This window comes from Ensifer sp. (assembly GCF_031989085.1).
GTDB lineage: Bacteria > Pseudomonadota > Alphaproteobacteria > Rhizobiales > Rhizobiaceae > Ensifer.
On the sequence record NZ_DALZXU010000001.1, the window covers coordinates 1471686 to 1494754 of the forward strand.

A 23069-nucleotide genomic window follows, 5' to 3' on the forward strand; every position below is an offset into this window, starting at 1 on the left:
AAATGCGGCGAAATTTCTTGCTACAAAAAGCGCTGAACGTCAGCGTTTGCAGCATCGGGCAGTCGGCCGAAATGGGTCTGACACCTTTCTGCCATATTTGACCGTTGCGTCTTTACACTTTCTTCAGTATGGAATGCGCCATGCACGGGCCCTTGATGTGTGGCCCGCAGCCGTTGAGAGTTTTTCGGAGACATCATGGACAACACAATACAGAAGTCTTGCTGGGGCGTGACTGCTCGCGCCGTGGCCGGTTTCGCTGGCGTTCTTGTTCTTGCTTATCTTTTCGGCGGCCTTTGATACCAAAAGTCCTCTGATTGACAGCGCGGCTTCCCGGAAGCCGCGCTGTTTTGATTCAGGCCGATGTTTCGACAGTTGATCGGCCGCCGGTTTGCCTCCTGCCAGCGCAATGTCGCAGCAACGGGATCGGATGTCGGTCGATCACCTGATCGACTGGCATAGGATGGCTTAGGGTTTGATCCTATATCTCTCAATGAGACGACGGCTTCGGTCCTAAGCAGAGATCGAGGTTGGTTTCGATCGCGCAATCATGCATATGTCGGCATCCGGCAATGGGCCGGGCGGCAGATGTTCAGGCTCCGGGCAGGCAATCCATGTTTCTATCCGTCTTTGACGTTTTCAAGATCGGTATTGGTCCTTCAAGTTCGCATACGATGGGCCCGATGTCGGCCGCCAACCGCTTCCTTGAACTTATCCTGTCGGACGAATGGCCCAGGCCGTCGCACGCGGCGGTCGCCGCCATCAAGGTCAGCCTGCACGGCTCGCTTGCCCATACGGGTATTGGTCATGGTTCGGGCAGGGCCGTGGTGCTTGGCCTTGTCGGCGAACGTCCCGATCGCGTCGATCCGGATCGCATGGATGCACTGATCGACGAGGTCGAGCGCACCGGTCGCATCACGCCGCCGGGACATACCTCTTACGAATTCCAGCCGAAGACCGATCTTGTCTTCGACAAGAAGGTGCCTTTGCCCGGCCATGCCAACGGCATGTCCTTTTCGGCCTTCGACAAGGACGGCCGTCTTCTGCTCAAGCGCATCTACTACTCGATCGGCGGCGGCTTTGTGGTGACCGACACAGAACTCGAGGCCATGCGCGCTTCGAAGAACAAGCCCGCCGGCGTCAAGGTGCCGTTTCCCTTCAGCAGCGCTGTCGAAATGCTGGAGATGGCCGCACGCTCCGGTCTGACCATCGCGCAGATGAAGCGCGCCAACGAAGAATGCACCATGTCGCCCGACGAACTGAATGACGGGCTGGATCGCATCTGGGGTGCCATGAGCACCTGCATCGACCGTGGTCTCAGCCAGGACGGCATCATGCCGGGGGGGCTGAAGGTGCGCCGGCGTGCCCGCTCCATTCACGACAAGCTGCAGGAAGAATGGCGCTCCAACAAGATCAACCCGTTGCTCGCCAACGACTGGCTGAGCGTCTACGCCATGGCGGTCAACGAGGAAAATGCCGCCGGCGGGCGCGTTGTCACGTCGCCGACCAATGGTGCTGCCGGTGTCGTTCCGGCGACCATCCGCTACTACATGCATTTCCATGACGATGCCGACCAGGAAGGCGTGCGCGACTATCTGCTGACCGCAGCTGCAATCGGCGGCATCATCAAGCACAACGCCTCGATTTCGGGCGCCGAAGTCGGCTGTCAGGGCGAGGTCGGCTCGGCCTCGGCAATGGCTGCCGCCGGTCTCGCCGCCGTGATGGGCGGCTCGCCGGAGCAGATCGAAAACGCCGCGGAAATTGCGCTGGAGCACCACCTCGGCATGACCTGCGACCCCGTGGCCGGACTGGTGCAGGTGCCGTGCATCGAGCGCAACGCGCTGGGTGCCGTCAAGGCCGTCACTGCGGCGTCACTGGCGCTCAAGGGCGACGGACAGCATTTCGTGCCGCTCGACGCCTGCATCGAGACCATGCGCCAGACCGGCGTCGACATGAACGAGAAATACAAGGAAACCTCGACCGGCGGCTTGGCGGTCAACGTCGTCGAATGTTGAGCGTCACGTGCGTGATTGTTGATGACATCGCGCAATTCGCTTGACCATGACGGCCGGACGGGTGTTCAAAAACAGCCATGTCACTGCATCTCATAAAGCTCTGCGTCGGAGCGGAATCGATCGAGGACCTGCGCGAATGGGTTTCGCGCAAGGCCCTGACGGCGATTGCCGCCGGACTTGAACCGCATTCGTTTCACACGACACGCATGGTCCCCAAACGGGTCGAAGAATTGCTCGAGGGTGGCTCGCTCTATTGGGTCATCAAGGGTCAGGTCCAGGCGCGCCAGTCGCTGATCGGTATCGAGACATTCACCGACGGTGAGGGGATCGGCCGCTGCAATCTGCTGCTCGGGCCTGAAGTCATCGAGACCGAGCTACAGCCGCGCCGGGCTTTCCAGGGCTGGCGCTATCTGAAAACCGACGAGGCGCCACGGGACCTGGCATCCTTGTCCGGCGGTGGGGCGGAGATGCCGCTCGAATTGCGCCGCGAACTTGCCGAGCTCGGCCTGCTCTGATCAGACGAAAAAGGCGGCCTAAGCCGCCTTTCAAACCATGTTTCCCGTCAGACGATACGCATCTTCAAGGGGTGCCGACGACCCGGTGCCGTCACGTGAAGATGGATGCCCGCGCGGGGCTGCGTCGAACGCCAGGCTCTTGCGCCGTGTGTCAGCAGCATCCCGACCAGGTCCTTGGTCTTCGCCTTCGGGCGGTTGAGACCGAGATCGGCAATGCGCATCGCCGCTTCATGCAGCGGATGCAGATTGATGCGCGACGGTTTGGCCCGCCGCCCGGGCAAGGGAGTGACACCCGGAACATTCTCGTTCATTGCCATAACTAACCTCGTACGCTTTACAAAACCGAGGAGGGTGGCCGGACAAACAAATCGGCCACCGAAACTAGATGCCGATTACTGCTGGGCAGCCCAGCAGGAAATGCCTTTCTTCTTCAACGTCTTGCAGGCATTGATCGCCGCGTTCTGGTCATCGAAGCCGCCGAAGCGGGCACGGTAGACCTGCGCGCCGCCGTTGCTGAACGCAACGGTAAAGGGTGTTGCCTTGCTCAGCGCCTTGCCGCCCTTGTCCTTGGCGTTGCCGAGCAGCGTCATGGCCTGATCCTTGTCCGGCGTCGCGCCGATCTGGATGACCCAACCCTGCGGTTGGGGAATAGGCTGCGCTTCGGCTTCGGCCGCGACCGGTTCGCGCTTGGGAACCGAATTGGTGACCTGGGCATCGACCATGGCGGCACCGACGGGCTGGCGCGACAGCTTGATGCTCTGGGCATCGAGCGTATTGGGAACGATCTTCGCCGACAGGACCGGGTTGTCCGAGGTGCGCTTGGTGCCTGCATAGGCCATTTGCACGCTGTTGGTGCTTTCGCCATCGTAACGCACCGCCGGGACCGGTCCGGTGTTGGGCAGGTCAAGACCCGCAGCGGCTGCAACCGGGCTTGCGACCGGCGTTTCCGTAACCTGCGCGACGGCGACCGGCTCTTCAGCAACCGCTGCAACCGGCGTGGGTGCCGTCTGGGCGATCAGGTTGCCACCGCCGCGGCGCGATGCGGCCGGCATGTATTTTGCCACGAGACGGCGCATCTGGGCGTCGCGACTGCCACCGGATGTTCCGCCCATGACGACGGCCACGATGCTGCGACCGTCGAGCTGCGCGGAGGTGACGAGATTGAAGCCCGAGGCGCGGGTATAGCCGGTCTTGATGCCATCGACGCCGCGAACGTTGCCGAGCAGGCGGTTGTGATTGCCGATCGTCTGCTTGCCGAAGCGGAAGCTGCGCGTCGAGAAATAATCGTAGTACTGCGGAAAATGCTGGCGCAGTGCCAGGCCAAGACGGGCCTGGTCGCGTGCCGTGGTGCGCTGTTCCGTGTTGGGCAGGCCGTTGGCGTTGCGATAGGTGGTGCGCGTCATGCCGAGCGCACGTGCCTTGTTGGTCATCATGCGGGCAAAACGCTGCTCCGAGCCACCCAGCAATTCGCCAAGCGCCGTCGAGGCGTCGTTGGCAGAGCGGGTGACGAGCGACAGGATCGCCTGTTCTACGGTGATCGACTGTCCGGCGCGAACGCCAAGTTTCGATGGCGGTTCCGCGGAGGCGTTCTTGGAGAAGGGAACGGGTGTCGACTTGCTGATCCGGCCGGCTTCAAGCGCCTCGAACGCCAGATAAAGCGTCATCATCTTGGTCAGCGAGGCGGGGTAGCGCAACTCGTCGGCATCCTCGCCGTAGAGAACCTTGCCGGTTTTCGCGTCGACGACGATGCCCGAGTATTTCGGGTTGGCCAACGCGGGTGCTGCGAAGGCAACCGATGCGACGGCGCCAGCAAGGACGATCCGTCCGACCATCTTTGAAAAGGCGCCGAACGGGCGTTTCGCGAGATCAAGAAAACCTGATTGGGACACTACGCTACTCTTCATTCTCATGTCATGGGTGTTGTCCGGACGCCGCCTCCGGGAACGACCGTTCCTGAGACAGTACCGGCATAGCGTTACCAATCGGTTTATGATGAATGATTGGTTTCCGGGATCGGACGCATTTGTACAAAGACGACACCGGTGCAGCAAAACGATGCGGCGGACACGCCAGCACCACACCACTTGGACGAAATCAGGGCACGAGGCGGCTTTTCACGAAGACTTGCACAGCATTGTCGATTTCGCGCCACTGCGGCAGCAGATTGCGCGAGAAACGGTAGAGCACGACCAGGTCCTTCCCGGCGTGAACGTCGCGCTGGCAATCCGCACTTGTGGAGACTTCGTTGCTGGCCTGCGCCAGGCACCGCACGACATAGGGTGGCTCTCCGTCGCGTTCCGCCGTCAGAAAGATTTCTCCGGCATAGCTCGATGTCGCCTTGACGCCATGGCGTGTCAGGCCGTCGGCACCCACGCTTGCCGAGCCGTCAAAGACCTGAGTGTAGATGGGGTCGAGGCGACCGGACATGTCGCGCGACATCGTGCTCTGGGAGATCTGCAGAAAGATCAGGCCTTCGGGGCGGCTGACGTCGTTGAAGAAGTGCCTGTTGTCGTCGCTATAGCCTTCGAGTGCCGGCCAGGTCAGGTAGAGATCGACCCGTTCTGAGATCGATGTCGCCCGCTGGTTTTCGAAGCGGATGACGTTGGCAGGAAGGCGCAGGTGATCCTGGCCGACGAAGATGTCGTAGACCGTCAGGCTCGACGTATGGCCGGCGAGGGCGAGCTTTTCGCCGAACCACCGGCCTGACAGGGACAGAGCCGCGGTGATGGCGGCGAGCAGGACCACGGCCGCGGCAATTCTTGTGACGAAGCGTCCTGAAAGAAGTGGGCTGTACTCCGGCTCCGAATTCCCGTTGGAAGAGGTGCTCATCGATGGGCGTCCCGTCGCGGCGTGCGCGCGACCTCTCGTGGTTCAGGCACTTCGCCGGCCGGAAGCGCCAATTGCGTGCTGGCAAGAATTACAGTCTCGACGCTGGTCGAAGATGGTTAATTTTAGATGAAATCGTCGCGTCCCTGCCGCCGGGCGAGCCTTATGCCGGCGAGGAGAGCGGACGACAACGAAAAAGGCCGGCTCCGAGGGACAACGGAACCGGCCAGGGCCTGGTCTGAAACGGGGATGGAACTGACCGAAGCCCGGAAAGATGCAAGTGGCGCGGGCAATCACCCGGGCGCGCCACCGTTTGCGCGGGTTACTGCGTCCGGACGCTGCCGACGGCGACGGTGCGGCCATCCTGCAGCTTGACCCAGCGGCCGGCATGTTCGGTCGATTGGCGCTTCAGATAGGTGTATTCGGTGTCAGACCACAGCAGCACCTTGTTGCGCATGTTGTCGAGAATGAAGTCGCCGCGATCTGTGCGCACAGTCAGTACCGCGTGGCCGTCGCCGTTCGGCTGAAGTACGACGGTGATCAACAGGTCGGAGGCGGAAAAGCCGCTCTCGATGAGCTTGCGGCGCTTCAGGAGCACGTAGTCCTCGCAGTCGCCGACGTTATCAGGGTAGGACCATTTTTCTTCGACGCCGTGGATTTCCATGTCGGTCATCGGCGTTACCGCCTGATTGACGTCGAAGTTGACCTCGAGAATTTTCTGCCAGCCCTCGCGTGTCAGGACCATCGGGCCGCGATCGGCGCCGTTCGAGCGGCACTCGCTCGGATTGATCTTGCAGAATTCATAATGGCCGATCGGCGGATTGGTTGAGCCGGTTACGGTCATGTTCGCCGGAAGGGCCTGGGCAGTTGTGATCAGGCTGCCGGTGAAAACTGCGGCGACAGCGATCATCTTGGTGATTGTCTTGAGCATGATTGTCTCCCCGTTGTGGTTTGACAATGGCACGGACATTTTTATCGCTCGCGAATATGCGAGGTAAAACAAAGTACAAATACGGGACGTATAAGAATAAAATAAGAATAGACTTTTAGATGTATTTGAATTGAATTTGATTCAAATTTTATTGAATTTCCCGGGAGACCGATCGGGCGGGTGAAATCTGTTAAGCAACCAACCGCTTGTGTTGACGGATTTTTTCGCAGGAGCGTTGCGCGGCGGGTGTGCCGGAGCGCAGGTGCGCGGCCATGATGACGGGCGCCCGGCGGTCAAAAAATCCCGCCCTATATTCGTCGCGATGCTTGATCAGGAAGCGAAATCAACGCGAAGAGCGAGAATGAGGCGAAAAAATATTTGAAAAAGTTGTTCCAGAAAATTTGCATCGACGCGCCGGCTGTCCTGAAATGGAGCAGGGGGTGTGCAAACTGGCGGCAAAACTGGAGGGTGCTTCAGTCCGATCGTCGATAGCGTCGAGCTTGAGGGGCTCTGTGCGCAGGGAAGGGCATGTCGCGTGTTGCCGGGTCTCGGAATTTGCAAGAGGGTGGCCGCGCTGACGGCGCCTGGGTATTCTGGTCGCAATGCGGTCGAAGTGCCGACAGTGGTCGCTGAGGGTGCTATCGATTCAGACGAAAAGACAGAAACGCTTCATGTCGCTGTGTTTGCGCATTTCCTGGCGGGGTGCCGCTTGGCGCTTTTCCTGGCAAGGCTTTTAGAGAAATTCCGTCAGAGCTTCGCGGGACTGGACGCCCGAGAACTCGATGGCGACGCCTTCCTGAAAATGGCGGACGATCTTGCCCTTCATGTTGCCGAGGCGGATGTACGTGCCGATCGGCGGACGATTTTCAATGTCGACGGCGGCACCAGACATCGAAAGGTCGATGATGCGGCAGGGGTACTTTGCGCCAGTATCGAGCGTCAGCTCGGTCAAAGTCTTGCGCGGTGCGAGACGATCGTGGCGGCGGTCTTCCGGCAGGCCGAGTTCGTGCTTGTTGGCGATCCAGGTCAACTGTGCCGCCAGCTTCTCGCGCTTGCGTTCCGTTGCGTTCAACTGGATGACGAAGGCGTTCTCGGAAAGGCGGGCCACAGTACCTTCGAGACGACCGACGTGATCGATATAGGCGATGATGCGCTCGCCCGCACGCGGGCGAGCCGGCGACGACAGAAGAACGTCGCCCGGCGACATGTCGACGGCGGTGCAGTCATACTCTTCGTGGTTGGCAAGCATCAGTCGCCCGGTGAGGTTCACCGAAACGCGCTGGAATGCGCCTTCTTGGTGTGGCTTCGGCCCGGTATTTTGCGCTTGTTGAAACGAGAACATGATCACTCTGCATCGACGTAACTTGGCACGCGAAAGCATAGTGTGTTCCGGTTAATAGAATGTTCGCCCTGCGGTTGGTGCTAGGGTCGAGCCGCTCGCCGGCACGCCATGTCAGGCGTCCCTGCCTCCCTCGAACACCCGAAGGTGCTGCACCCGCCGGATTTCCGGCGAAATTGTCTCGTCCATGACTGGTTCATTCAGGAAGACGGCGGTCCGGTCCGGGTCGAGCACGCGCAGGCCTGTGACATCCAGTCCGCTGACGGCGGTGGCGTGGAGCCAATAGGGCCGCGACAGAGGTGCGAGCGCGCCGAGGATCCGGTCGCTGCGGCCTTCGCTGGAGGCGAGGGGAAGCATGAGAAGCTCGGTCTCGATATCTCTGCCGTCCTCCGTCCTCCCGGTGGCGGACAGCATCACGGGCACGTGTTGCGTCATCACCTGCCGGCCGATCTGCAGCAATCGGCCAGCCTGCGTTCCGAACCAGAGCGTGGCAAACTGTTCGCCGCGCAAATCGCAATCGAACAGTGCGCAGACATGGGTGCCGGCAAGGCGGAATTTTATGCCGCCGAAGTGGTCGCGCTCCAGGATGAAGAGCTCGGGAAGCAGGGTGCGAAGGGCCGATGGTTCGATCTCGCTGCGGCACGGGAGCTCGCGTTCGCCGCGAATGAAGTTCCAGTACTGGAACAACTGCATCGATGTGTTGCTGCGCATGGTGTCCTACATTCCATTTCTGCGGCCATTTGTGTCGATCCGACACAGATCCTGCCGCTCAGTCCGGTTGTTCCGTTGACGGAGCGAATTCCGTGCCACCCGAAAATTAAGGTTAACAAAGGGTTTCGATTGCGTCGGCTGCACCGGGCTGGCACTAGATCGGTCATCACTTCACGAAGGTTTGCCTTCGGCACAGAACTTGAGCTCGGTGTATTGAGGGCTCACCGGCCGTTCAGTTTTTACTGGACGGTCTTTTTTTGTTTGCTTATGGCTGGGCGCGCTGTCCGGCTATGAGCAATTTGCCGGCCCACCGGGTCGGATCGAAACGGATAAGCGGACGGAAGAGAGCAGCAACCATGGAAAGAGATCAGGCAGCGACGCCACCGGAGGCGGAGCGGGAAGGCGCGGCCCCTCGCATGCGTGAGCCGGCATTCAACCTGCCGGCCGGATTGACATGCATCCTGCTGTTTCTCGTCGCTATCCATGCGCTGCGCACCTACGTCTTTTCCGACAGTCTCGATCAGGAAATCATCCTGAATTTCGCCTTCCTGCCGGCACGCTACGATCATCCGCTGGCCGAACAGAGCCTCGCCTGGCTCTGGAGCCCGGTCACCTATTCGTTCCTGCACGGCAGCTGGGAACACCTGATCTTCAATATCTTCTGGATGGTTGCCTTCGGCGCGCCGGTGGTCCGTCGCATCGGCATGGCGCGGCTGGCTGTCTTCTGGGCGCTTTCGGCGGCAGCGGCCGTAGCGCTGCACACCGTTTTTCACTGGGGCGAGATGATTGTCGTCGTCGGCGCATCAGGCGTCGTTTCGGGCTTCATGGGCGCCGCGGCGCGTTTCGTGTTTTCGCCGAGCGGGCGCATCAGTCGGCAGTTTGCCCATCTCAACCGGCGGCTTTCCGTCACCGAGGCGCTCTCCAACCGCTCCGTCGTCGTCTTCAGCGGCATCTGGTTCCTGACGAATTTTCTTGTCGGCTTCGGCATGTTCACGGCGGGTGCGGCAGGCAGTGTCGCCTGGGAAGCGCATATCGGCGGTTTCATCTTCGGCTTCCTCCTGTTCGCGATGTTCGATCCGAGGGACTGATAGCGCATCGATCCTGTTGCCATTGGCGTCAGGGTGCTTGATTTCCCCGGGGCGCTGGCGCACCATTTGAAACGGCCGCTTTCGTTCGATGACGACGCGGTCCGTGAAGGCCGGGTGCCTGAAGGCTGGTGGTGTCGCTGAGGAGCGGCGCCGCGGTATTCAGGCATCGGAAGGGGTATGGGTTCCGCCGCCCGACTGTGCCGCACACGACAGGCTGGAATCGTCTCCGCCGACCCGGCGTCGCCGCAACGGGGAGAAGTACGCATGTCAGTAAAAGCGATACTCAATGAAAAGGGCCGCAATGTCGTGACCGTCGGCCCGCGCATGACGGTTCAAGAGGCTGCGGTCCTTCTGCGTGACAACCATATCGGCGCGGTCATCATCCTTGCTGCGGATGATCATATTGCCGGCATCCTGACCGAGCGCGACATCGTCGCCGCAATCGCAAAACACGGCGCAGCCTGTCTGGACAAACCCGTCTCGGCCGTCATGTGGCAAAACGTCTATTGCTGCACGGAGGATATGTCCGTCGATACGCTGATGGAAATGATGAGCAAGTTGCGCGCCCGTCATCTCCCGGTCGAAACCAACGGACACCTGGTCGGCATCATCTCGATCGGCGACGTGATCAAGCATCACATTCGCGCCATGGAGCAAGAGGCCGAGCACATCAAGGCCTATATCGCAGGCTAGGGGAGAGGGCGGTGCTCCGCCCTTTTTTGATACGCCGACAGCGCGAATGCGGAAAGGCGCGGCAAGCGCCGCATGTCGCCCAGCGCGATCGACCGGCCGGCGGCCGCGTGACTGGTCCAGGAGCACGAGGCAGGTTGCGGAAAACCTCGCCTCGAACCGGCGATCAGCGCACCAGCACTTCCTGCATCCGGCGGATTTCCACCAGCCTTGCTTTCGCTTCCTGATAGCCGCGATCAATCGCCTCGCCGGCACGGTGGAATTCCGACAGCCCGATATCGTTGAGTTTCGGGTGGAGCGCCAGATCCGGAGGATCTCCGGCAAGGCGTGCCCGCGAGATGCGATCCTGAATGATGTTGAAGGCCTGAACCATGACGCTGGTCATGCCCATGCGCGACGAGTGGCGCGTTGGTTCGTTGATGGGTGGCGTATCCTGGCTCTCGATGCCGGCACTGTGCTTGACCACGGCCGAGCGGCCATAAAGATCGTAGTTGAGATTGACGGCAACGACGAGCTGCTGCTCGTGGGCGCGGCAGACCGAAACCGGAACGGGATTGACCAATGCGCCGTCCATCAATGTTCGGCCATTGGCCTTGATCGGCTCGAAGATGCCGGGAAGGGCGTAGGATGCACGAATGGCGGTGATCAGCGAGCCCTTTTCCAGCCAGACTTCGTGACCGCTATGGACTTCGGTTGCAACGGCAACAAACGGCCGGTCAAGGCCCTCGATGCTGAGGCCCTGGAGATGTTCCTGCATGCGCTTGGTCAGGCGCAGACCGCCGAACAGGCCGCCGCCGCCGATGGCAAAATCCAGCAGGCCGGCGATGCGCCGTACCGTCAGCGAGCGGGCGAAGGCTTCGAGCTCGTCGAGCTTGCCAGCGAGATAGCAGCCGCCGACCAGCGCCCCGATCGACGTGCCGGCAATCATCCCGACTTCGATCCCTTCCTCGTCGAGCGCTCTGAGCACGCCGATATGGGCCCAACCGCGCGCAGCGCCGCCGCCAAGGGCGATGGCGATCTTCGGCGGCCGGGGCGGTACGGCGGGTTCAACTGGCGGTGTCGAGAGTGAGGGCCCACCGGGATCGGTCAGGTCGGCAATCTGGCTGCTACGCGTAAAAGTCCAGTTCAACATCCGGCACCTCCAACACCGCCGAATACCTGGCAGCGCAACACGACCTTCAGTCTGCGCGAAGGGCGTCCTGGCGCTCCATGCATTGACTCAAACTTCCGAAGACCAGATTCGATCCTGGAACCACGCAATAAATTTTTGAGCGCTCATGTCTGGAGGAAAACCCGCCAAGCCGGCGCTGGTGCCGGCCTTGTCCTTGTCATCGCTGAAAGACTGGCACCGTTCTTCAGATTACCATCGATCCCGGCGCTTGCGCGCGACAGGGTCGATAAACATTCGCTACAGTTTGCAACACTGCTCGGCCTGTGGCCGTTCCCCGTGGAAACTGTATCCTTTGCGTAGGATTAGGCGCTCACGGGGTTACCAAAACATAAATGCAGTATGCACCCGCTCCAAAAAGGCGCGCAATGCTTAATTTTTGTCGTAGACCTCGGTGGGGTCGAAATGCCTGTGATCGTCGGTGATCGTCACCGTCGCGCGGCCGTCGTTCGTGCCGACGGTGCGATAGAAGCAGGAGCGGCGGCCGGTGTGGCAGGTCGCATCGTGGCCCGCGACCGACACCTTCAGCCAGATCGCATCCTGGTCGCAATCGGTGCGCATTTCCTGGACTGTCTGCAGGTTGCCGGAGCTTTCGCCCTTCTTCCAGAGGCTCTTGCGCGAGCGGCTGTAATAGTGGGCGACCCCGGTTTCGATTGTCAGCGCCAGCGCTTCGGCGTTCATGTGCGCGACCATCAGCAGTTCGCCGTCGCGCGCATCGGTGACGACGGCGGTGATCAGGCCCTTTTCATCGAAGCGGGGCGTGAAGGCCGGACCGTTTTCCAGCTCGGCCTTTTTGGAGGAGGGGGTCTCGAAGGTCAGCGTCATCGAAGGCTCCGTTGGTCGGAGCCTTACTTGAAGCCCCTGAGCATGGTCATGAAACGGGCCTGCTCGGCCGGTTCCGTCTGGAACGTACCCGTAAATGTGGTGGTCAGCGTTGTCGAGCCTTGCTTCTGAACGCCGCGCATCGCCATGCACATATGCTCCGCCTCGATCATGACCGCGACGCCGCGTGGCGCCAGCGTTTCGTCGATCGAACGGGCGATCTGCGCCGTCATCGATTCCTGGGTCTGCAGCCGGCGGCCGTAGATGTCGACGACGCGAGCGATCTTCGAAAGACCAAGGACACGGCCGTTCGGCAGATAGGCGACATGGGCCTTGCCGATGATCGGCACCATATGGTGTTCGCAATGGGAGTAGAACGGAATGTCCTTGACCAGCACCATGTCGTCGTAGCCGGCAACCTCCTCGAAGGTCCGGCCGAGAACGTCCTCGGCTGCAAGATCATAGCCGCTGAAAAGCTCGCGGTAGGACTTGGCGACACGCGCTGGCGTGTCCAGCAGGCCTTCGCGGCTCGGATCGTCACCGGCCCAGCGCAAGAGCACGCGCACTGCGTCCTCGGCTTCCTTCTGCGTCGGTCGGTCGCTCGCATTGTCGAGCACGGGGAAATTCTTCACTATGGCGTCCATAATGGCCTCTTTGCGCAATACGGGGATTGCTTGACGTTTTATCTTTCGGACAACTCGCCACTGGCCATTCGCCTAACCCTGCAGGCTTGGGTTCCGTCGGCGGGCTCCGGGGCTTTCTGGTCCTTGCTTAGCAGTGCAATGGACCGTCCGGCACGGTTTCCCAAACAACAGGCGACATTTGATCCTCTTGCGGAACTGTCGCCCCAACACGACATAGCATATAGTATGGTGCCATAGAGATGAAAGAGGCGGAGGAGACTGCGTCGTGCTTTTTTCCTGTCTACAGGAGAAAATCATGCGCCGATCACCCAAAACCGCGAAAAATGAGCCGGATCGCGTCACATGATGGATGACATCTACAACAACAGAATTCTCGACTTCGCCGGCAATATTCCGTGCATCGGGACGCTCGAGAATGCCGACGCGGAAGCCGTGGCGCATTCGAAGCTCTGCGGATCCAAGGTGCGGATCTGGCTGAAGATGGACGGCGACGTGGTCACTGACTTTGCCCATGACGTCAAGGCGTGCGCCCTTGGGCAGGCATCGTCCTCGATCATGGCGCGCCATGTCGTCGGCGCCCATGCCGCGGAAATTCGCCAGGCCCGCGACGAGATGCTGGCGATGCTGAAAGCCGACGGCGAAGGCCCCGCGGGCCGTTTCGAGGACATGCGGTTCTTGAAGCCGGTGAAGGACTATCGCGCCCGCCACGCTTCTACCATGCTCACCTTCGATGCCGTTGTCGATGCGATCGGCCAGGTCGAGGCCAGACGACTGGCGGCGGCCGTCTGAGCCATGTGCCGGGATCCGCATTGCGAGCATTCGGCAGCGACCGGCCCGGCGCACGTCAACAGGGGCCGTAATTGGTCCGGCCCGTTCGCCAAGACGCCCGGGCGGCTCTTCGGCATGGCCCTCATCCGCGCCTATCAATTGACGCTGTCCAGCTTGATCGGCAACGCCTGCCGGCATCTGCCGACCTGCTCGGAGTATGGCTATGAGGCTGTCGCACGTCACGGTCTTTGGGCCGGCGGCTGGATGACCCTTTTTCGCGTTGCGCGTTGCGGGCCGGGCGGCACCCATGGCTTCGACCCGGTGCCGGAACATCGTGACGCCAGGCAACGCTGGTTCGCGCCCTGGCGCTACTGGCAACCAAGGCGAAAGGACGGATGAGCGCAATGAAGATGCCGACGGCGAATTGCCGTCTGCGGCTCTCGCCAGTTTCCGGTGCTTTACGCAGCAACACCCAGATCGGCGGAAATCGTTGACATGAACACCTATGTCGCCCTGCTCTACAGCATCGTGCTCGGCAAGGGGCGTCGGGTGGTCATGAGTGACCTCAGGGGCATGGCCGAGCGCCTCGGCCACCGTTCGCCTCGCACGCTTGTTGCGACCGGCAACCTCCTGTTCGATACGGGCAAAGCCACGGTCGGGGACCTTGAGCTGGCGCTCGAGACGGCATTTGCCGAAACCTTCGGCCGTCATGTCGACATCATCGTGCGCCCCGGCGCCGACTGGCAGCGATTGGCTGTGGCCAATCCGTTTCAGGCGGAAGGCGAGGAGGACGGCGCTCGCGTCCATGTCCGCGTAATGCGCGAGCCGCTGCCCGCGACGGTGCCTGCCGACTTCGATCGCTATTGCACCGCCGGCGAGCGGCTGGCGGTGGTTGATGGCGATCTCTGGGTTCACTTCACCGGCCAGGCAAGCGAATCGAAATTGCTCGGCGCGTTGACGAAAAAACGCCTCGGGGTCGGCACGTTCCGCAACTGGAACACGGTGAAAGGCCTTGCCGCGATGCTCGGCACCTGATTGGCGCTTGCCTTTACTCCGCCTCGAAAAACCTCTATCAGGCCTGCGTCAAATAGCCGGCCCAAGCCGGTCAATCATACCACACCATACCACCCGCATTCGTTGGCGGGACTGGATAGGAGATCATGATGTCGAATCCCGTTTCCCTTACATTTCCTGATGGCTCCGTCCGCGAATATGCCCCGGGCACGACCGGGCGCGACGTCGCCGAGTCGATTTCGAAGTCGCTGGCCAAGAAGGCCGTCGCCATTGCGCTCGACGGCGAGCTGCGCGACCTGTCCGACAAGATCGCCGACGGCCGCATCGAGATCGTCACGCGCGACGACAAGCGCTCGCTTGAGCTGATCCGCCACGATGCGGCACACGTGATGGCCGAAGCGGTGCAGGAGCTGTGGCCCGGTACGCAGGTGACCATCGGCCCGGTGATCGACAATGGCTTCTATTACGACTTCGCCAAGAACGAGCCGTTCACGCCCGACGATCTGCCGCTGATCGAGAAGCGGATGAAGGAGATCATTGCGCGCAACAAGCCGTTTACCCGGGAAGTCTGGTCGCGCGAAAAAGCACGCCAGGTGTTCGCCGACAAGGGCGAGGCCTACAAGGTCGAGCTCGTCGATGCGATCCCGGAAGGCCAGGATCTGAAGATCTACTACCAGGGCGACTGGTTCGACCTCTGCCGCGGCCCGCATCTGGCGTCCACCGGCCAGATCGGCACGGCCTTCAAGCTGATGAAGGTTGCCGGGGCCTACTGGCGCGGCGACAGCAACAACCCGATGCTGACGCGCATCTATGGAACGGCCTGGCATACGCAGGAAGAACTCGACCAGTACTTGCACATCCTGGCCGAAGCGGAAAAGCGCGACCACCGTCGCCTCGGCCGCGAGATGGACCTCTTCCACTTCCAGGAGGAAGGTCCGGGTGTCGTCTTCTGGCATGGCAAGGGTTGGCGTCTGTTCCAGACGCTGACGGCCTATATGCGCCGTCGACTTGCCAACACCTACCAGGAAGTGAACGCGCCGCAGGTGCTCGACAAGTCGCTCTGGGAAACCTCCGGCCACTGGGGCTGGTACCGCGACAACATGTTCAAGGTCACGGTCGCGGGCGATGACACCGACGACGAGCGCGTCTTCGCGCTGAAGCCGATGAACTGCCCGGGTCATATCCAGATCTTCAAGCACGGCCTGAAGTCCTATCGCGAGCTGCCGGTGCGGCTGGCGGAGTTCGGCAACGTCCATCGCTACGAGCCGTCTGGCGCATTGCACGGGCTGATGCGCGTGCGCGGTTTCACCCAGGACGACGCGCACGTCTTCTGCACCGATGAGCAGATGGCGGCCGAGTGCCTGCGTATCAACGATCTGATCCTGTCGGTCTACGAGGACTTCGGCTTCAAGGAAGTTGTAGTCAAGCTGTCGACCCGTCCTGAAAAGCGCGTCGGTTCCGACGAGCTGTGGGATCGTGCCGAAAGCGTCATGACCGACGTGCTGAAGACGATCGAGGCGCAGTCCGAGGGCCGCATCAAGACCGGCATCCTGCCGGGCGAAGGCGCCTTCTACGGCCCGAAGTTCGAGTACACGCTGAAGGACGCCATCGGTCGCGAATGGCAGTGCGGCACGACGCAGGTCGATTTCAACCTGCCGGAACGCTTTGGCGCATTCTACATCGACAAGGATTCGGAAAAGCGTCAGCCGGTGATGATCCACCGCGCGATCTGCGGCTCGATGGAACGCTTCCTCGGCATTCTCATCGAGAACTTCGCCGGCCACATGCCGCTGTGGATCTCGCCGTTGCAGGTGGTCGTTGCGACGATTACCTCGGAAGCCGACGACTACGGTCGCGAGGTCGCCGAGCTGCTGCGTGACGCCGGGTTGACGGTCGAGACCGACTTCCGCAACGAGAAGATCAACTACAAGGTCCGCGAGCATTCGGTGACCAAGGTTCCGGTCATCGTCGTTTGCGGCAAGCGCGAAGCGGAAGAGCGGTCGGTCAACATCCGCCGTCTCGGCTCGCAGGCCCAGACGGCCATGTCGCTCGATGAGGCGATTGCATCGCTCTCGGCCGAGGCGACCGCGCCCGATCTTCAGCGCAAGGCCGAAAAGAAAGCCCGGGGTTAACACCCCGGGACCTTCGCTCTGTCAGTAAACTGTCATATTAGCGGATTATCCGGATACCTGAGCGCCTCGCTGGAGGCCATCCATCGGAGACTTCCGTGCAGTTCAAAGAGCTGTCCTACGCTAATGAAAACGACCGGCGCCTGAAGCGCTGGTTCATCCGCTCCATGGAGGGCTTGGCGGGTCGCAACCGATACGCCAAGCTCTATGCGCGCTGGAGAACCGACATCGTCGGCAAGAGCGACCGGATCTTCGGCGAGATGCTGCAGCTGATCGACGTGCGCCTCAGGCTCCAGGGTGAATGGCCGCCGCGCAACTTGCCGGACACGCCTCTGGTCATCGTCGCAAATCATCCCTTCGGTATTGGCGACGGTATCGCCGTTCTCGCGCTCGCCGAGCAGCTCGGCCGGCCCTTTCGGGTGTTGATCAACAACGAGCTGTTGAAGGTGCCGGAGATGGCGCCCTATTCGCTGCCGGTGTCGTTCGAGGAAACGAAGGAAGCGCTGGCGCTCAACATGGCGACGCGCCATGAGGCTTTGCGTCTGCTGAAGGAGGGCGTGACGATCGTGATCTTTCCCGCCGGCGGCGTGGCAACGGCGCGCTCGGTATGGGGCAGGGCCGAGGATCTGCCCTGGAAGATCTTCCCGGCCAAGCTGATCCAGGCCGCACGCGCCAGCGTCATCCCGATCTTTTTCGAGGGGCAGAACGGCCGCATATTCCATCTGGCCAGCAAGGTGTCGCTGACACTTCGGATCTCGCTGCTGATCCGCGAGTTCCGCAGGCTGTCAGGGACCACGATCGCGGCGCGCATCGGCCATGTTCTGAGCTGGGACGAGCTTCGCGCGCACGCGGACCGCAAGGATCTGCTCGGCCGTATCTATGAGGCCGTGTTTTCGATGGCGCCGCCCCGCCGGCGTTTTCTGAAACGCGCTGGTTGACGTCGCGTCAGGCTCCTGTCGCCGGGGCAGCTCCCGATTGCCGTATCAGTCCTGGGCTTCCGCTGCCGCGTCTGGGCTTGCGGCTGCACCGCCATTGGTCAGCAGCACTTCGATATCGGTGTTGACGCCGGCCTTCACCGTGAAGTCGCGCTGGTAGATCTTGTTCTTGTTTCGCGCCACGGCCGTATAGTTGCCTTCGAGAAGAACGAGTGTCGGAAACGCGCCTTCTTCCTGGTCGACGATGTCGCCGGCGGAGGTGAGGATCGACCAGCCGGTGTCGGCGATGGCTTCACCGCCGGCCTCGGAGACCAGCTTCAGTGTCAGTTTCGCGGCCTTGTGCTGGATCGTCGCTTCGGTCAGCTTGCCGGCTTCCACCTGGATGTCGGCGGTAATCACTGCATTGGTGGTGCCGTAGTTCGAGCTGACATGGTAGGTGCCGGCGCCGAGGCGCAGCACGGTGCTTGGTTTTACATCGGCGGCAATCAGCGCCCGCTCGCCGTCGCTCTGTGTCTCGGACGAATAGATCGAGAAGCTGAGTTCGCCGGGCGGGATACGGACATCGCTGCCGGAAACCGCGTTCAGCTTCATGCCGCCGGCATCGAGCACAAGCACCTGCTTGTCGAGGACGCCGTCCTCGGGGATGCGGATCTTGCGCGTTGCGGCGGCGCGGCCGAAGGCGACGTTGACGAAGTATTCTCCCGGCACCAGGCTGAACGCGGTCGATCCGCCTTCAGATGTCGCCAGCAGCGGCAGCTTGCCGTCGCTGCCCGGAATAGGGCTGAATACCCGCCAGGTAAGCCCCGCCTCGACCGGTTGGCCCTTGCCGGTCAGAAGGGCTTCCAGCTTCACGTCCTTCAGCGTACCGCCCTGCGTCGGGTCGGTGGTCAGCGGACTGAAGCCGGTCAGCTTCGGCATCTTGCGGGTTCCGGAGATCGACGGAAAACTCTCGAAGGCTTCGGTGGCATCCTGCGCCAGCACGCTGCCGGCGGTGATGCTTGCGAGTGCGACCGCCAAACCGGTTCTGATGAAAATACGAGGGCAGGTGCGCATGAGAGCAGTTGACTTCCTGACTGGGTGACTCCACTTGAGACGCCGGTATGGCATTTTCGTGGCTGCCGGTCGGCGGCAAAATAGTGGAATTCACCCAATATGAAAACCGAAATAAAGCTCGTTGACTATCTGGCCTCCCGCCGGTCCATCCCCGCATTCCAGATGGGCGAGCCGGGCCCCGGCAAGGCCGAAGTCGAGGAAATGCTGACGCTCGCCTCGCGCGTGCCGGATCACGGCAAGCTCGCGCCCTGGCGTTTCATCGTTTACCGCGGCGAGGAACGCGCCCGCATCAGCGGCGAACTGAAGACGATGGCGCTGGCCAAAAAGCCGGACCTGTCTGACGAAATGATCAAGGTCGAGGAAACGCGGCTGTCGCGCGCGCCCGTGGTCGTTGCAGTGGTCAGCAAGGCGGCCCCGCATTTCAAGATCCCGGAATGGGAGCAGCAGATGTCCGCCGGCGCCGTCTGCCTCAATCTGCTGATGGCGGCCAACGCGCTCGGCTACGCCTCGAATTGGCTGACCGAATGGTACGCCTTCGACGAGGCGGCCTATCCGCTGCTCGGCGTCGAGCCGGGTGAAAAGATCGCGGGCTTCATCCACATCGGCACTGCCATGGTTCCGCCCACGGAGCGTCCGCGCCCGGAACTGGCCGAGATCGTCACCTGGGTCGGAGAAGACGCCTGATGTTCTACGACACGGCCGCAAACAGGCATGGTCTGCCGCATGATCCGTTCAAGGCCATAGTCTCGCCGCGGCCGATCGGCTGGATTGGCACCCGCGCGCTCGATGGCTCGCTGAATGTCGCGCCCTATTCCTTTTTCAATGCAATCAGCGATCGCCCGAAGCTCGTGATGTTCTCATCGAGCGGCTACAAGGATTCGGTGCGCAACATCGAGGCAACCGGCGAGTTCACCGCCAGTTTCGCAAGCCTCAATCTGAGGGAGGCGATCAACAAGACCTCGATTGCCGCCCCCCATGGCGAGAGCGAGTTTCAGATCGCCGGATTGACGCCTGTCGATGGTACGCTGATCAGGGCGCCGTTCGTCGGCGAGGCCTATGCGGCACTCGAGTGCCGGATGACCGAGATGTTCCAGCCGAAGGCGCTCGATGGCGAGCCTTCGGACAACTACGTCGTCATCGGCCAGGTGGTCGGCATTCACATTCGCGACGAGGCAATCCGCGATGGTCGCTTCGACATGGCGACGGTGCGCCCGCTCGCCCGCCTTGGCTACATGGATTATTGCGACGGCGGCGATGTGTTCCAGATGGTGCGGCCGTCGCGCTGAAACGCTGGCGGTCGTATCAGTCGTCTGCGTCCAGCCATGCGGCCTGTTGCGGCATGTGGCAGACCACGGATGAAAATCCGTTGGCTCGACTGGCCGCCATGGCGATCCGGACAGCATTTTCCGTCAAGGCCGCCTGCGGCAACGTTTCGTAACAGTCAAGACTGGCTTCACGGGCACGAAGAATGGCCGCCGCGCGTCCGGCGACGATCGATGCGGGCTGGGTGACGTCCAGCCGTGTGTTCGGTGACGCGCAGCCCAATGCCGTTGCCAGGGCGTTGCCATCGAAAACGAGGCCTTCGAGACGCAAGGAGCATTCGTCCAGTGAGTGGGGCGACAGAACGCTTTCGGGCGTCGTGCCATATTCGGCAAGGATGGCAATGTGTTGCCGGCGAATGCCGGCGCTCGCCTCCGCAACACGCAACATCACGTCGAGCCTCTGCACGTCGACCCGGCCGCGGCATTCTCCAAGCATGACGCCGTCGATATGTCGGTCGAGCAGCTGCGCCAGGTCTCCCTCCGTCACCCGATCGATCGAAGCAATGCGTGCGAAGACACGGCAGGCGCCGCGCGTTGCTGTTACCAGCGCTGTCAGCGCGGCGTTGTTGGAGCCGAAGTCGACGACGATGCCACCGAATGCACCGAACCCGACTGACGTCGGCAGCAGTGCGCCGGGCCTGAGCGAAAGCAGCGGCTTCTTGGTTTTGAAGCGGTTAACGGACATGGTGAACCAATCTTAAACCTTTGCCAGCTAGGCTTCGAACATCAGGTGGCTTTGGGTGTCTAGTGGGGCGTCGGTGATCATACAAGCATTTCTTCGCTGGGTGGAAACCGCGAGAACGGGCGACCGCGCGCGCGCTGCCCGTGCTCTCGGTCGCGCCTATGTCGACGCGCAAATGAGCGGTATCGATCGCCAGGCTGCCGAAATGGCGATGACCTTCCTGCTCGACGATCCCTCGCCAAAGGTGCGTTCGGCGCTCGCCGATGTGCTCGCCCCATCCTCCGATATCCCGCGCACCATCATTCTGGGTCTTGCCGAGGATCAGCCGGAAGTCGCCTATATCGTGATCTCCCGCTCGCCGGTGCTGACCGACGACGACCTCGTCGACCTTGCGGCCCGAGGTTCCGTGGAAACGCGCGCGCTGATTGCCGCGCGCACCTTCGTCTCCCGCTCGGTTTCGGCCGCCATCGCCGAAATCGGGGGTGAGGAGGAAGTACTGATCCTGCTCGAGAATGCCGGGGCACAGCTGTCGCGTCGGTCGTTGAAACGGATGGCCGATCGTCTCGGCTCGTCCGCTACCGTTCGTGATCTCCTGCTTGATCGCCCGGATCTGCCGAGCGAGGCCCGGCATGTGCTTGTCGAAGAGGTGGGGGCCGCTCTTGCAGCCTTCGGTCTGGTGCAGATGGCGATTGGTACGACGCGGGTCGAGCGCATCACGCGCGAAGCCTGCGACGTGGCTGCCGTCGGCATGGCCGGCGCGTTGTCTGTCGCCGAGTTGCCGGGCCTCGTCGCGCACCTGCGCGAAACCGGTCGCCTGACACCGGCGTTCCTGTTGCACGCACTTGTCAGCGGTCGGGCCGAGTTCTTCTCGGCCGCCATCGTTGATCTCTCCGGTGTCACCGAGAAGCGGGTCCGCTCCATCCTGTCGAGCGGCCGCATCCATTCCATTCGTGCCCTGTTCGAAAGCGCCGGCCTCGGGCGCGACGTCAGCGAAGCTTTCGGGCAAGCCGTGCTGCTGTGGCGCAGGGACGGTATGGCGGGCACCGAACATTGCCGCGCCTCCGTCTGCGCCGCGCTGCTTGAAAGCCTGCGCAACCAGCGAACACCTTCGGCGGCGTGCAACGCCATGGCCGAAATTCTGGAGCGGCTGGCTTTCGCCGAGCACCGGCAGTCAGCCCGCGACTACGCTCAACTGGCCGCGCGCCAGGCGGCATAGCCGACACTGGCAGATCAAGGCGCTTGTCTTGAAGCCGCGCACCAAAGTCCGATGAGAGCCGGCTTCGTCTGGTCGCGTCAATTCGTGAAACGTCGCGCCACCCAGGAGTAACCATCCTCGATATAGTGAACCGGCTTGCTGACGAGAGATTTCAGCTTCTCGCGGTCGGGCACGGCACCGGACAGGAATTCTAGCGCGCGCTTGGGCAGGCCCGGCTGGGCATCGGTTGCTTGCGGCGCAGGCGTATCGGGGCGGGCAAGCGGCGCGGCCACCTCCGGCTGAGCATCCTCAGAGGCAAGACCCGGGCCGGAACTCTCGCAGACCGCAACGACCACCGGGTAGTTGGCGTTCGAGAAGCGTGGCAACTGTTGTTGCGAATCCGTGTCGCACTGCGCGATCGAGGGCCATGTCCCATCCACCGTCGAGATATATTGGCATTGGCTGACATCGTGGTCACAGCCAAGAATGGTCATGACGATCAGGGCGGCTTTCATGGTCGGGGCTATCCATCTGGATGGTGGTTGTAGGCATGTTGAGATCAACTTATGCCTGCATGATTCTTCCGAAAATAGGGCACATCCTCAACCGCGCGGAAACAATTTGTTTCGCTGCGTCACTCGGATTGATGGGGCAGGGTTGGTCCTTGCGCCATTTGGCGTATTGGTTGGCGCTGCATCGGACGCTAGCGTGTCGGCGCGTGTTTGCAAGCAGGTTGAGAGCAGAGGATATAAATTGCCAGACGTCACGATTGCCGAAGAACCACCACGTCAGCCGGAGATCCTGCGTCTGCTGGAGATGTCGGATGCCTATGCGGCTTCGCTTTACCCTGCCGAAAGCAATCATCTGGTCGATGTATCGACACTGGAGCGGCCGTCCGTGTGCTTCTTCGTCGCGCGGGTCGATGGCGCTGTCGCCGGTTGTTGTGCGCTGGTCGAGGCCTGCGATGGCACGGCGGAGATCAAGCGCATGTTCGTCGATCCGAAAGCCCGTGGCCTGAAAGTCGGCAAGCGCCTGCTGCAGACGGTCGAGCGGCACGGCGAAAGTCTCCGGCTGACCGCGATCCGCCTTGAAACCGGCATTCATCAACCGGAAGCCATCGGCCTTTACAGGAGTGCTGGATACGTCGAGCGCCCGCCCTTCGGCAGCTACAAGCCCGATCCCTTGAGCCTGTTCATGGAAAAGGCGCTGTCCACGCGCGTCTAGC

At 61.7% G+C, this 23069-nt stretch carries 25 protein-coding genes; 13 read left to right on the forward strand and 12 right to left on the reverse strand.

Translation table 11 applies throughout. From position 1 onward, the window contains the following. Positions 1-611: 611 nt before the first annotated feature. Complete coding sequence (locus RTP54_RS07190) at positions 612-2012, forward strand: L-serine ammonia-lyase (RefSeq protein ID WP_312361699.1); 1401 nt, start codon at positions 612-614, stop codon at positions 2010-2012. A gap of 77 nt (positions 2013-2089) precedes the next feature. Then, positions 2090-2527 carry a DUF1489 family protein gene (locus tag RTP54_RS07195; RefSeq protein ID WP_112809872.1) on the forward strand — a complete coding sequence of 146 codons (438 nt, stop codon included), beginning with the start codon at positions 2090-2092 and terminating at the stop codon, positions 2525-2527. Positions 2528-2574: 47 nt separating this feature from the next. Here the strand turns inward: RTP54_RS07195 and RTP54_RS07200 are convergent, their stop codons facing one another. From RTP54_RS07200 to RTP54_RS07225, 6 genes are all read right to left on the reverse strand, one after another. After that, positions 2575-2844 (reverse strand): hypothetical protein, encoded by a 270-nt coding sequence (locus RTP54_RS07200; protein WP_112809871.1) that lies wholly within the window; start codon positions 2842-2844, stop codon positions 2575-2577. Between the two features lie 75 nt (positions 2845-2919). Continuing rightward, positions 2920-4437, reverse strand: a complete 1518-nt coding sequence (locus tag RTP54_RS07205) for a D-alanyl-D-alanine carboxypeptidase (RefSeq protein ID WP_312361700.1) — start codon at positions 4435-4437, stop codon at positions 2920-2922. A gap of 184 nt (positions 4438-4621) precedes the next feature. Further along, entirely contained in the window at positions 4622-5356 is a 735-nt protein-coding gene (locus tag RTP54_RS07210) for a hypothetical protein (protein WP_312361701.1), read from the reverse strand. 319 nt (positions 5357-5675) lie between these two features. Further along, complete coding sequence (locus tag RTP54_RS07215) at positions 5676-6284, reverse strand: transglutaminase-like cysteine peptidase (protein WP_112809868.1); 609 nt, start codon at positions 6282-6284, stop codon at positions 5676-5678. Positions 6285-7017: 733 nt separating this feature from the next. Then, the gene (locus RTP54_RS07220) at positions 7018-7626 is read right to left on the reverse strand and encodes a PilZ domain-containing protein (RefSeq protein ID WP_312361702.1); all 609 of its coding nucleotides are present in this window, start codon (positions 7624-7626) and stop codon (positions 7018-7020) included. A 111-nt stretch (positions 7627-7737) separates the two neighbouring features. Further along, positions 7738-8334 carry a PAS domain-containing protein gene (locus RTP54_RS07225; protein ID WP_312361703.1) on the reverse strand — a complete coding sequence of 199 codons (597 nt, stop codon included), beginning with the start codon at positions 8332-8334 and terminating at the stop codon, positions 7738-7740. A gap of 356 nt (positions 8335-8690) precedes the next feature. Between RTP54_RS07225 and RTP54_RS07230 the strand changes: the two genes are divergently transcribed. Together RTP54_RS07230 and RTP54_RS07235 are read left to right on the forward strand one after the other, a co-directional pair. Next, the gene (locus tag RTP54_RS07230; RefSeq protein ID WP_112809865.1) at positions 8691-9422 is read left to right on the forward strand and encodes a rhomboid family intramembrane serine protease; all 732 of its coding nucleotides are present in this window, start codon (positions 8691-8693) and stop codon (positions 9420-9422) included. Between the two features lie 264 nt (positions 9423-9686). Continuing rightward, complete coding sequence (locus RTP54_RS07235) at positions 9687-10115, forward strand: CBS domain-containing protein (protein ID WP_112809864.1); 429 nt, start codon at positions 9687-9689, stop codon at positions 10113-10115. Positions 10116-10278: 163 nt separating this feature from the next. On the opposite strand, the gene RTP54_RS07240 is transcribed toward RTP54_RS07235, so the two are convergent. The 3 genes from RTP54_RS07240 to folE form a co-directional block, all read right to left on the reverse strand. Next, positions 10279-11244 (reverse strand): patatin-like phospholipase family protein, encoded by a 966-nt coding sequence (locus tag RTP54_RS07240; RefSeq protein WP_112809863.1) that lies wholly within the window; start codon positions 11242-11244, stop codon positions 10279-10281. A 408-nt stretch (positions 11245-11652) separates the two neighbouring features. Next, complete coding sequence (gene hisI, locus RTP54_RS07245; RefSeq protein ID WP_312361706.1) at positions 11653-12105, reverse strand: phosphoribosyl-AMP cyclohydrolase; 453 nt, start codon at positions 12103-12105, stop codon at positions 11653-11655. A gap of 23 nt (positions 12106-12128) precedes the next feature. Then, positions 12129-12746, reverse strand: a complete 618-nt coding sequence (gene folE, locus RTP54_RS07250; RefSeq protein WP_077498381.1) for a GTP cyclohydrolase I FolE — start codon at positions 12744-12746, stop codon at positions 12129-12131. A 342-nt stretch (positions 12747-13088) separates the two neighbouring features. Between folE and RTP54_RS07255 the strand changes: the two genes are divergently transcribed. The 5 genes from RTP54_RS07255 to RTP54_RS07275 all read left to right on the forward strand — a co-directional run bounded on the left by RTP54_RS07255 (position 13089) and on the right by RTP54_RS07275 (position 17595). Continuing rightward, positions 13089-13535 (forward strand): iron-sulfur cluster assembly scaffold protein, encoded by a 447-nt coding sequence (locus RTP54_RS07255; protein WP_312361708.1) that lies wholly within the window; start codon positions 13089-13091, stop codon positions 13533-13535. A gap of 3 nt (positions 13536-13538) precedes the next feature. After that, on the forward strand, positions 13539-13913 hold the full coding sequence (gene yidD / locus RTP54_RS07260) for a membrane protein insertion efficiency factor YidD (protein ID WP_312361709.1): 375 nt from the start codon (positions 13539-13541) through the stop codon (positions 13911-13913). Positions 13914-14009: 96 nt separating this feature from the next. Beyond that, positions 14010-14549 carry a DUF1697 domain-containing protein gene (locus tag RTP54_RS07265; RefSeq protein WP_312361711.1) on the forward strand — a complete coding sequence of 180 codons (540 nt, stop codon included), beginning with the start codon at positions 14010-14012 and terminating at the stop codon, positions 14547-14549. Between the two features lie 128 nt (positions 14550-14677). Continuing rightward, positions 14678-16660 carry a threonine--tRNA ligase gene (gene thrS / locus RTP54_RS07270; protein ID WP_312361713.1) on the forward strand — a complete coding sequence of 661 codons (1983 nt, stop codon included), beginning with the start codon at positions 14678-14680 and terminating at the stop codon, positions 16658-16660. 95 nt (positions 16661-16755) lie between these two features. Then, positions 16756-17595 carry a lysophospholipid acyltransferase family protein gene (locus RTP54_RS07275; RefSeq protein WP_112816740.1) on the forward strand — a complete coding sequence of 280 codons (840 nt, stop codon included), beginning with the start codon at positions 16756-16758 and terminating at the stop codon, positions 17593-17595. A gap of 45 nt (positions 17596-17640) precedes the next feature. On the opposite strand, the gene RTP54_RS07280 is transcribed toward RTP54_RS07275, so the two are convergent. Next, a complete protein-coding gene (locus RTP54_RS07280; RefSeq protein ID WP_112816739.1) occupies positions 17641-18645 on the reverse strand; it encodes a hypothetical protein in 1005 nt (334 codons plus the stop codon). Positions 18646-18744: 99 nt separating this feature from the next. On the opposite strand from RTP54_RS07280, the gene RTP54_RS07285 reads away from it, so the two are divergent. Both RTP54_RS07285 and RTP54_RS07290 read left to right on the forward strand, forming a co-directional pair. Beyond that, entirely contained in the window at positions 18745-19329 is a 585-nt protein-coding gene (locus RTP54_RS07285; RefSeq protein WP_112809855.1) for a nitroreductase, read from the forward strand. Then, on the forward strand, positions 19329-19931 hold the full coding sequence (locus RTP54_RS07290) for a flavin reductase family protein (protein WP_312361718.1): 603 nt from the start codon (positions 19329-19331) through the stop codon (positions 19929-19931). Before RTP54_RS07285 ends, RTP54_RS07290 begins: the two co-directional genes overlap by 1 nt. 16 nt (positions 19932-19947) lie before the next feature. Here RTP54_RS07290 and RTP54_RS07295 read toward each other — a convergent pair whose 3' ends face one another. Beyond that, entirely contained in the window at positions 19948-20652 is a 705-nt protein-coding gene (locus RTP54_RS07295; RefSeq protein WP_312361720.1) for an aldolase, read from the reverse strand. A gap of 73 nt (positions 20653-20725) precedes the next feature. Here RTP54_RS07295 and RTP54_RS07300 point away from each other — a divergent pair, with 73 nt between their 5' ends. Then, positions 20726-21865 carry a DUF2336 domain-containing protein gene (locus RTP54_RS07300; RefSeq protein WP_312361722.1) on the forward strand — a complete coding sequence of 380 codons (1140 nt, stop codon included), beginning with the start codon at positions 20726-20728 and terminating at the stop codon, positions 21863-21865. A gap of 77 nt (positions 21866-21942) precedes the next feature. On the opposite strand, the gene RTP54_RS07305 is transcribed toward RTP54_RS07300, so the two are convergent. After that, a complete protein-coding gene (locus RTP54_RS07305; RefSeq protein WP_312361724.1) occupies positions 21943-22359 on the reverse strand; it encodes a hypothetical protein in 417 nt (138 codons plus the stop codon). Positions 22360-22660: 301 nt separating this feature from the next. On the opposite strand from RTP54_RS07305, the gene RTP54_RS07310 reads away from it, so the two are divergent. Then, positions 22661-23068 (forward strand): GNAT family N-acetyltransferase, encoded by a 408-nt coding sequence (locus tag RTP54_RS07310; RefSeq protein ID WP_409517117.1) that lies wholly within the window; start codon positions 22661-22663, stop codon positions 23066-23068. The last annotated feature ends 1 nt before the right edge of the window (position 23069 follow it).

Coding starts and splice junctions, on each gene's coding strand:
- RTP54_RS07190 (WP_312361699.1), top strand. CDS start 612: ATGTTTCTATCCGTCTTTGACGTTTTCAAGATCGGTATTGGTCCTTCA.
- RTP54_RS07195 (WP_112809872.1), top strand. CDS start 2,090: ATGTCACTGCATCTCATAAAGCTCTGCGTCGGAGCGGAATCGATCGAG.
- RTP54_RS07200 (WP_112809871.1), bottom strand. CDS start 2,844: ATGGCAATGAACGAGAATGTTCCGGGTGTCACTCCCTTGCCCGGGCGG.
- RTP54_RS07205 (WP_312361700.1), bottom strand. CDS start 4,437: ATGAGAATGAAGAGTAGCGTAGTGTCCCAATCAGGTTTTCTTGATCTC.
- RTP54_RS07210 (WP_312361701.1), bottom strand. CDS start 5,356: ATGAGCACCTCTTCCAACGGGAATTCGGAGCCGGAGTACAGCCCACTT.
- RTP54_RS07215 (WP_112809868.1), bottom strand. CDS start 6,284: ATGCTCAAGACAATCACCAAGATGATCGCTGTCGCCGCAGTTTTCACC.
- RTP54_RS07220 (WP_312361702.1), bottom strand. CDS start 7,626: ATGTTCTCGTTTCAACAAGCGCAAAATACCGGGCCGAAGCCACACCAA.
- RTP54_RS07225 (WP_312361703.1), bottom strand. CDS start 8,334: ATGCGCAGCAACACATCGATGCAGTTGTTCCAGTACTGGAACTTCATT.
- RTP54_RS07230 (WP_112809865.1), top strand. CDS start 8,691: ATGGAAAGAGATCAGGCAGCGACGCCACCGGAGGCGGAGCGGGAAGGC.
- RTP54_RS07235 (WP_112809864.1), top strand. CDS start 9,687: ATGTCAGTAAAAGCGATACTCAATGAAAAGGGCCGCAATGTCGTGACC.
- RTP54_RS07240 (WP_112809863.1), bottom strand. CDS start 11,244: ATGTTGAACTGGACTTTTACGCGTAGCAGCCAGATTGCCGACCTGACC.
- hisI (WP_312361706.1), bottom strand. CDS start 12,105: ATGACGCTGACCTTCGAGACCCCCTCCTCCAAAAAGGCCGAGCTGGAA.
- folE (WP_077498381.1), bottom strand. CDS start 12,746: ATGGACGCCATAGTGAAGAATTTCCCCGTGCTCGACAATGCGAGCGAC.
- RTP54_RS07255 (WP_312361708.1), top strand. CDS start 13,089: ATGATGGATGACATCTACAACAACAGAATTCTCGACTTCGCCGGCAAT.
- yidD (WP_312361709.1), top strand. CDS start 13,539: ATGTGCCGGGATCCGCATTGCGAGCATTCGGCAGCGACCGGCCCGGCG.
- RTP54_RS07265 (WP_312361711.1), top strand. CDS start 14,010: ATGAACACCTATGTCGCCCTGCTCTACAGCATCGTGCTCGGCAAGGGG.
- thrS (WP_312361713.1), top strand. CDS start 14,678: ATGTCGAATCCCGTTTCCCTTACATTTCCTGATGGCTCCGTCCGCGAA.
- RTP54_RS07280 (WP_112816739.1), bottom strand. CDS start 18,645: ATGCGCACCTGCCCTCGTATTTTCATCAGAACCGGTTTGGCGGTCGCA.
- RTP54_RS07285 (WP_112809855.1), top strand. CDS start 18,745: ATGAAAACCGAAATAAAGCTCGTTGACTATCTGGCCTCCCGCCGGTCC.
- RTP54_RS07290 (WP_312361718.1), top strand. CDS start 19,329: ATGTTCTACGACACGGCCGCAAACAGGCATGGTCTGCCGCATGATCCG.
- RTP54_RS07295 (WP_312361720.1), bottom strand. CDS start 20,652: ATGTCCGTTAACCGCTTCAAAACCAAGAAGCCGCTGCTTTCGCTCAGG.
- RTP54_RS07305 (WP_312361724.1), bottom strand. CDS start 22,359: ATGAAAGCCGCCCTGATCGTCATGACCATTCTTGGCTGTGACCACGAT.
- RTP54_RS07310 (WP_409517117.1), top strand. CDS start 22,661: ATGTCGGATGCCTATGCGGCTTCGCTTTACCCTGCCGAAAGCAATCAT.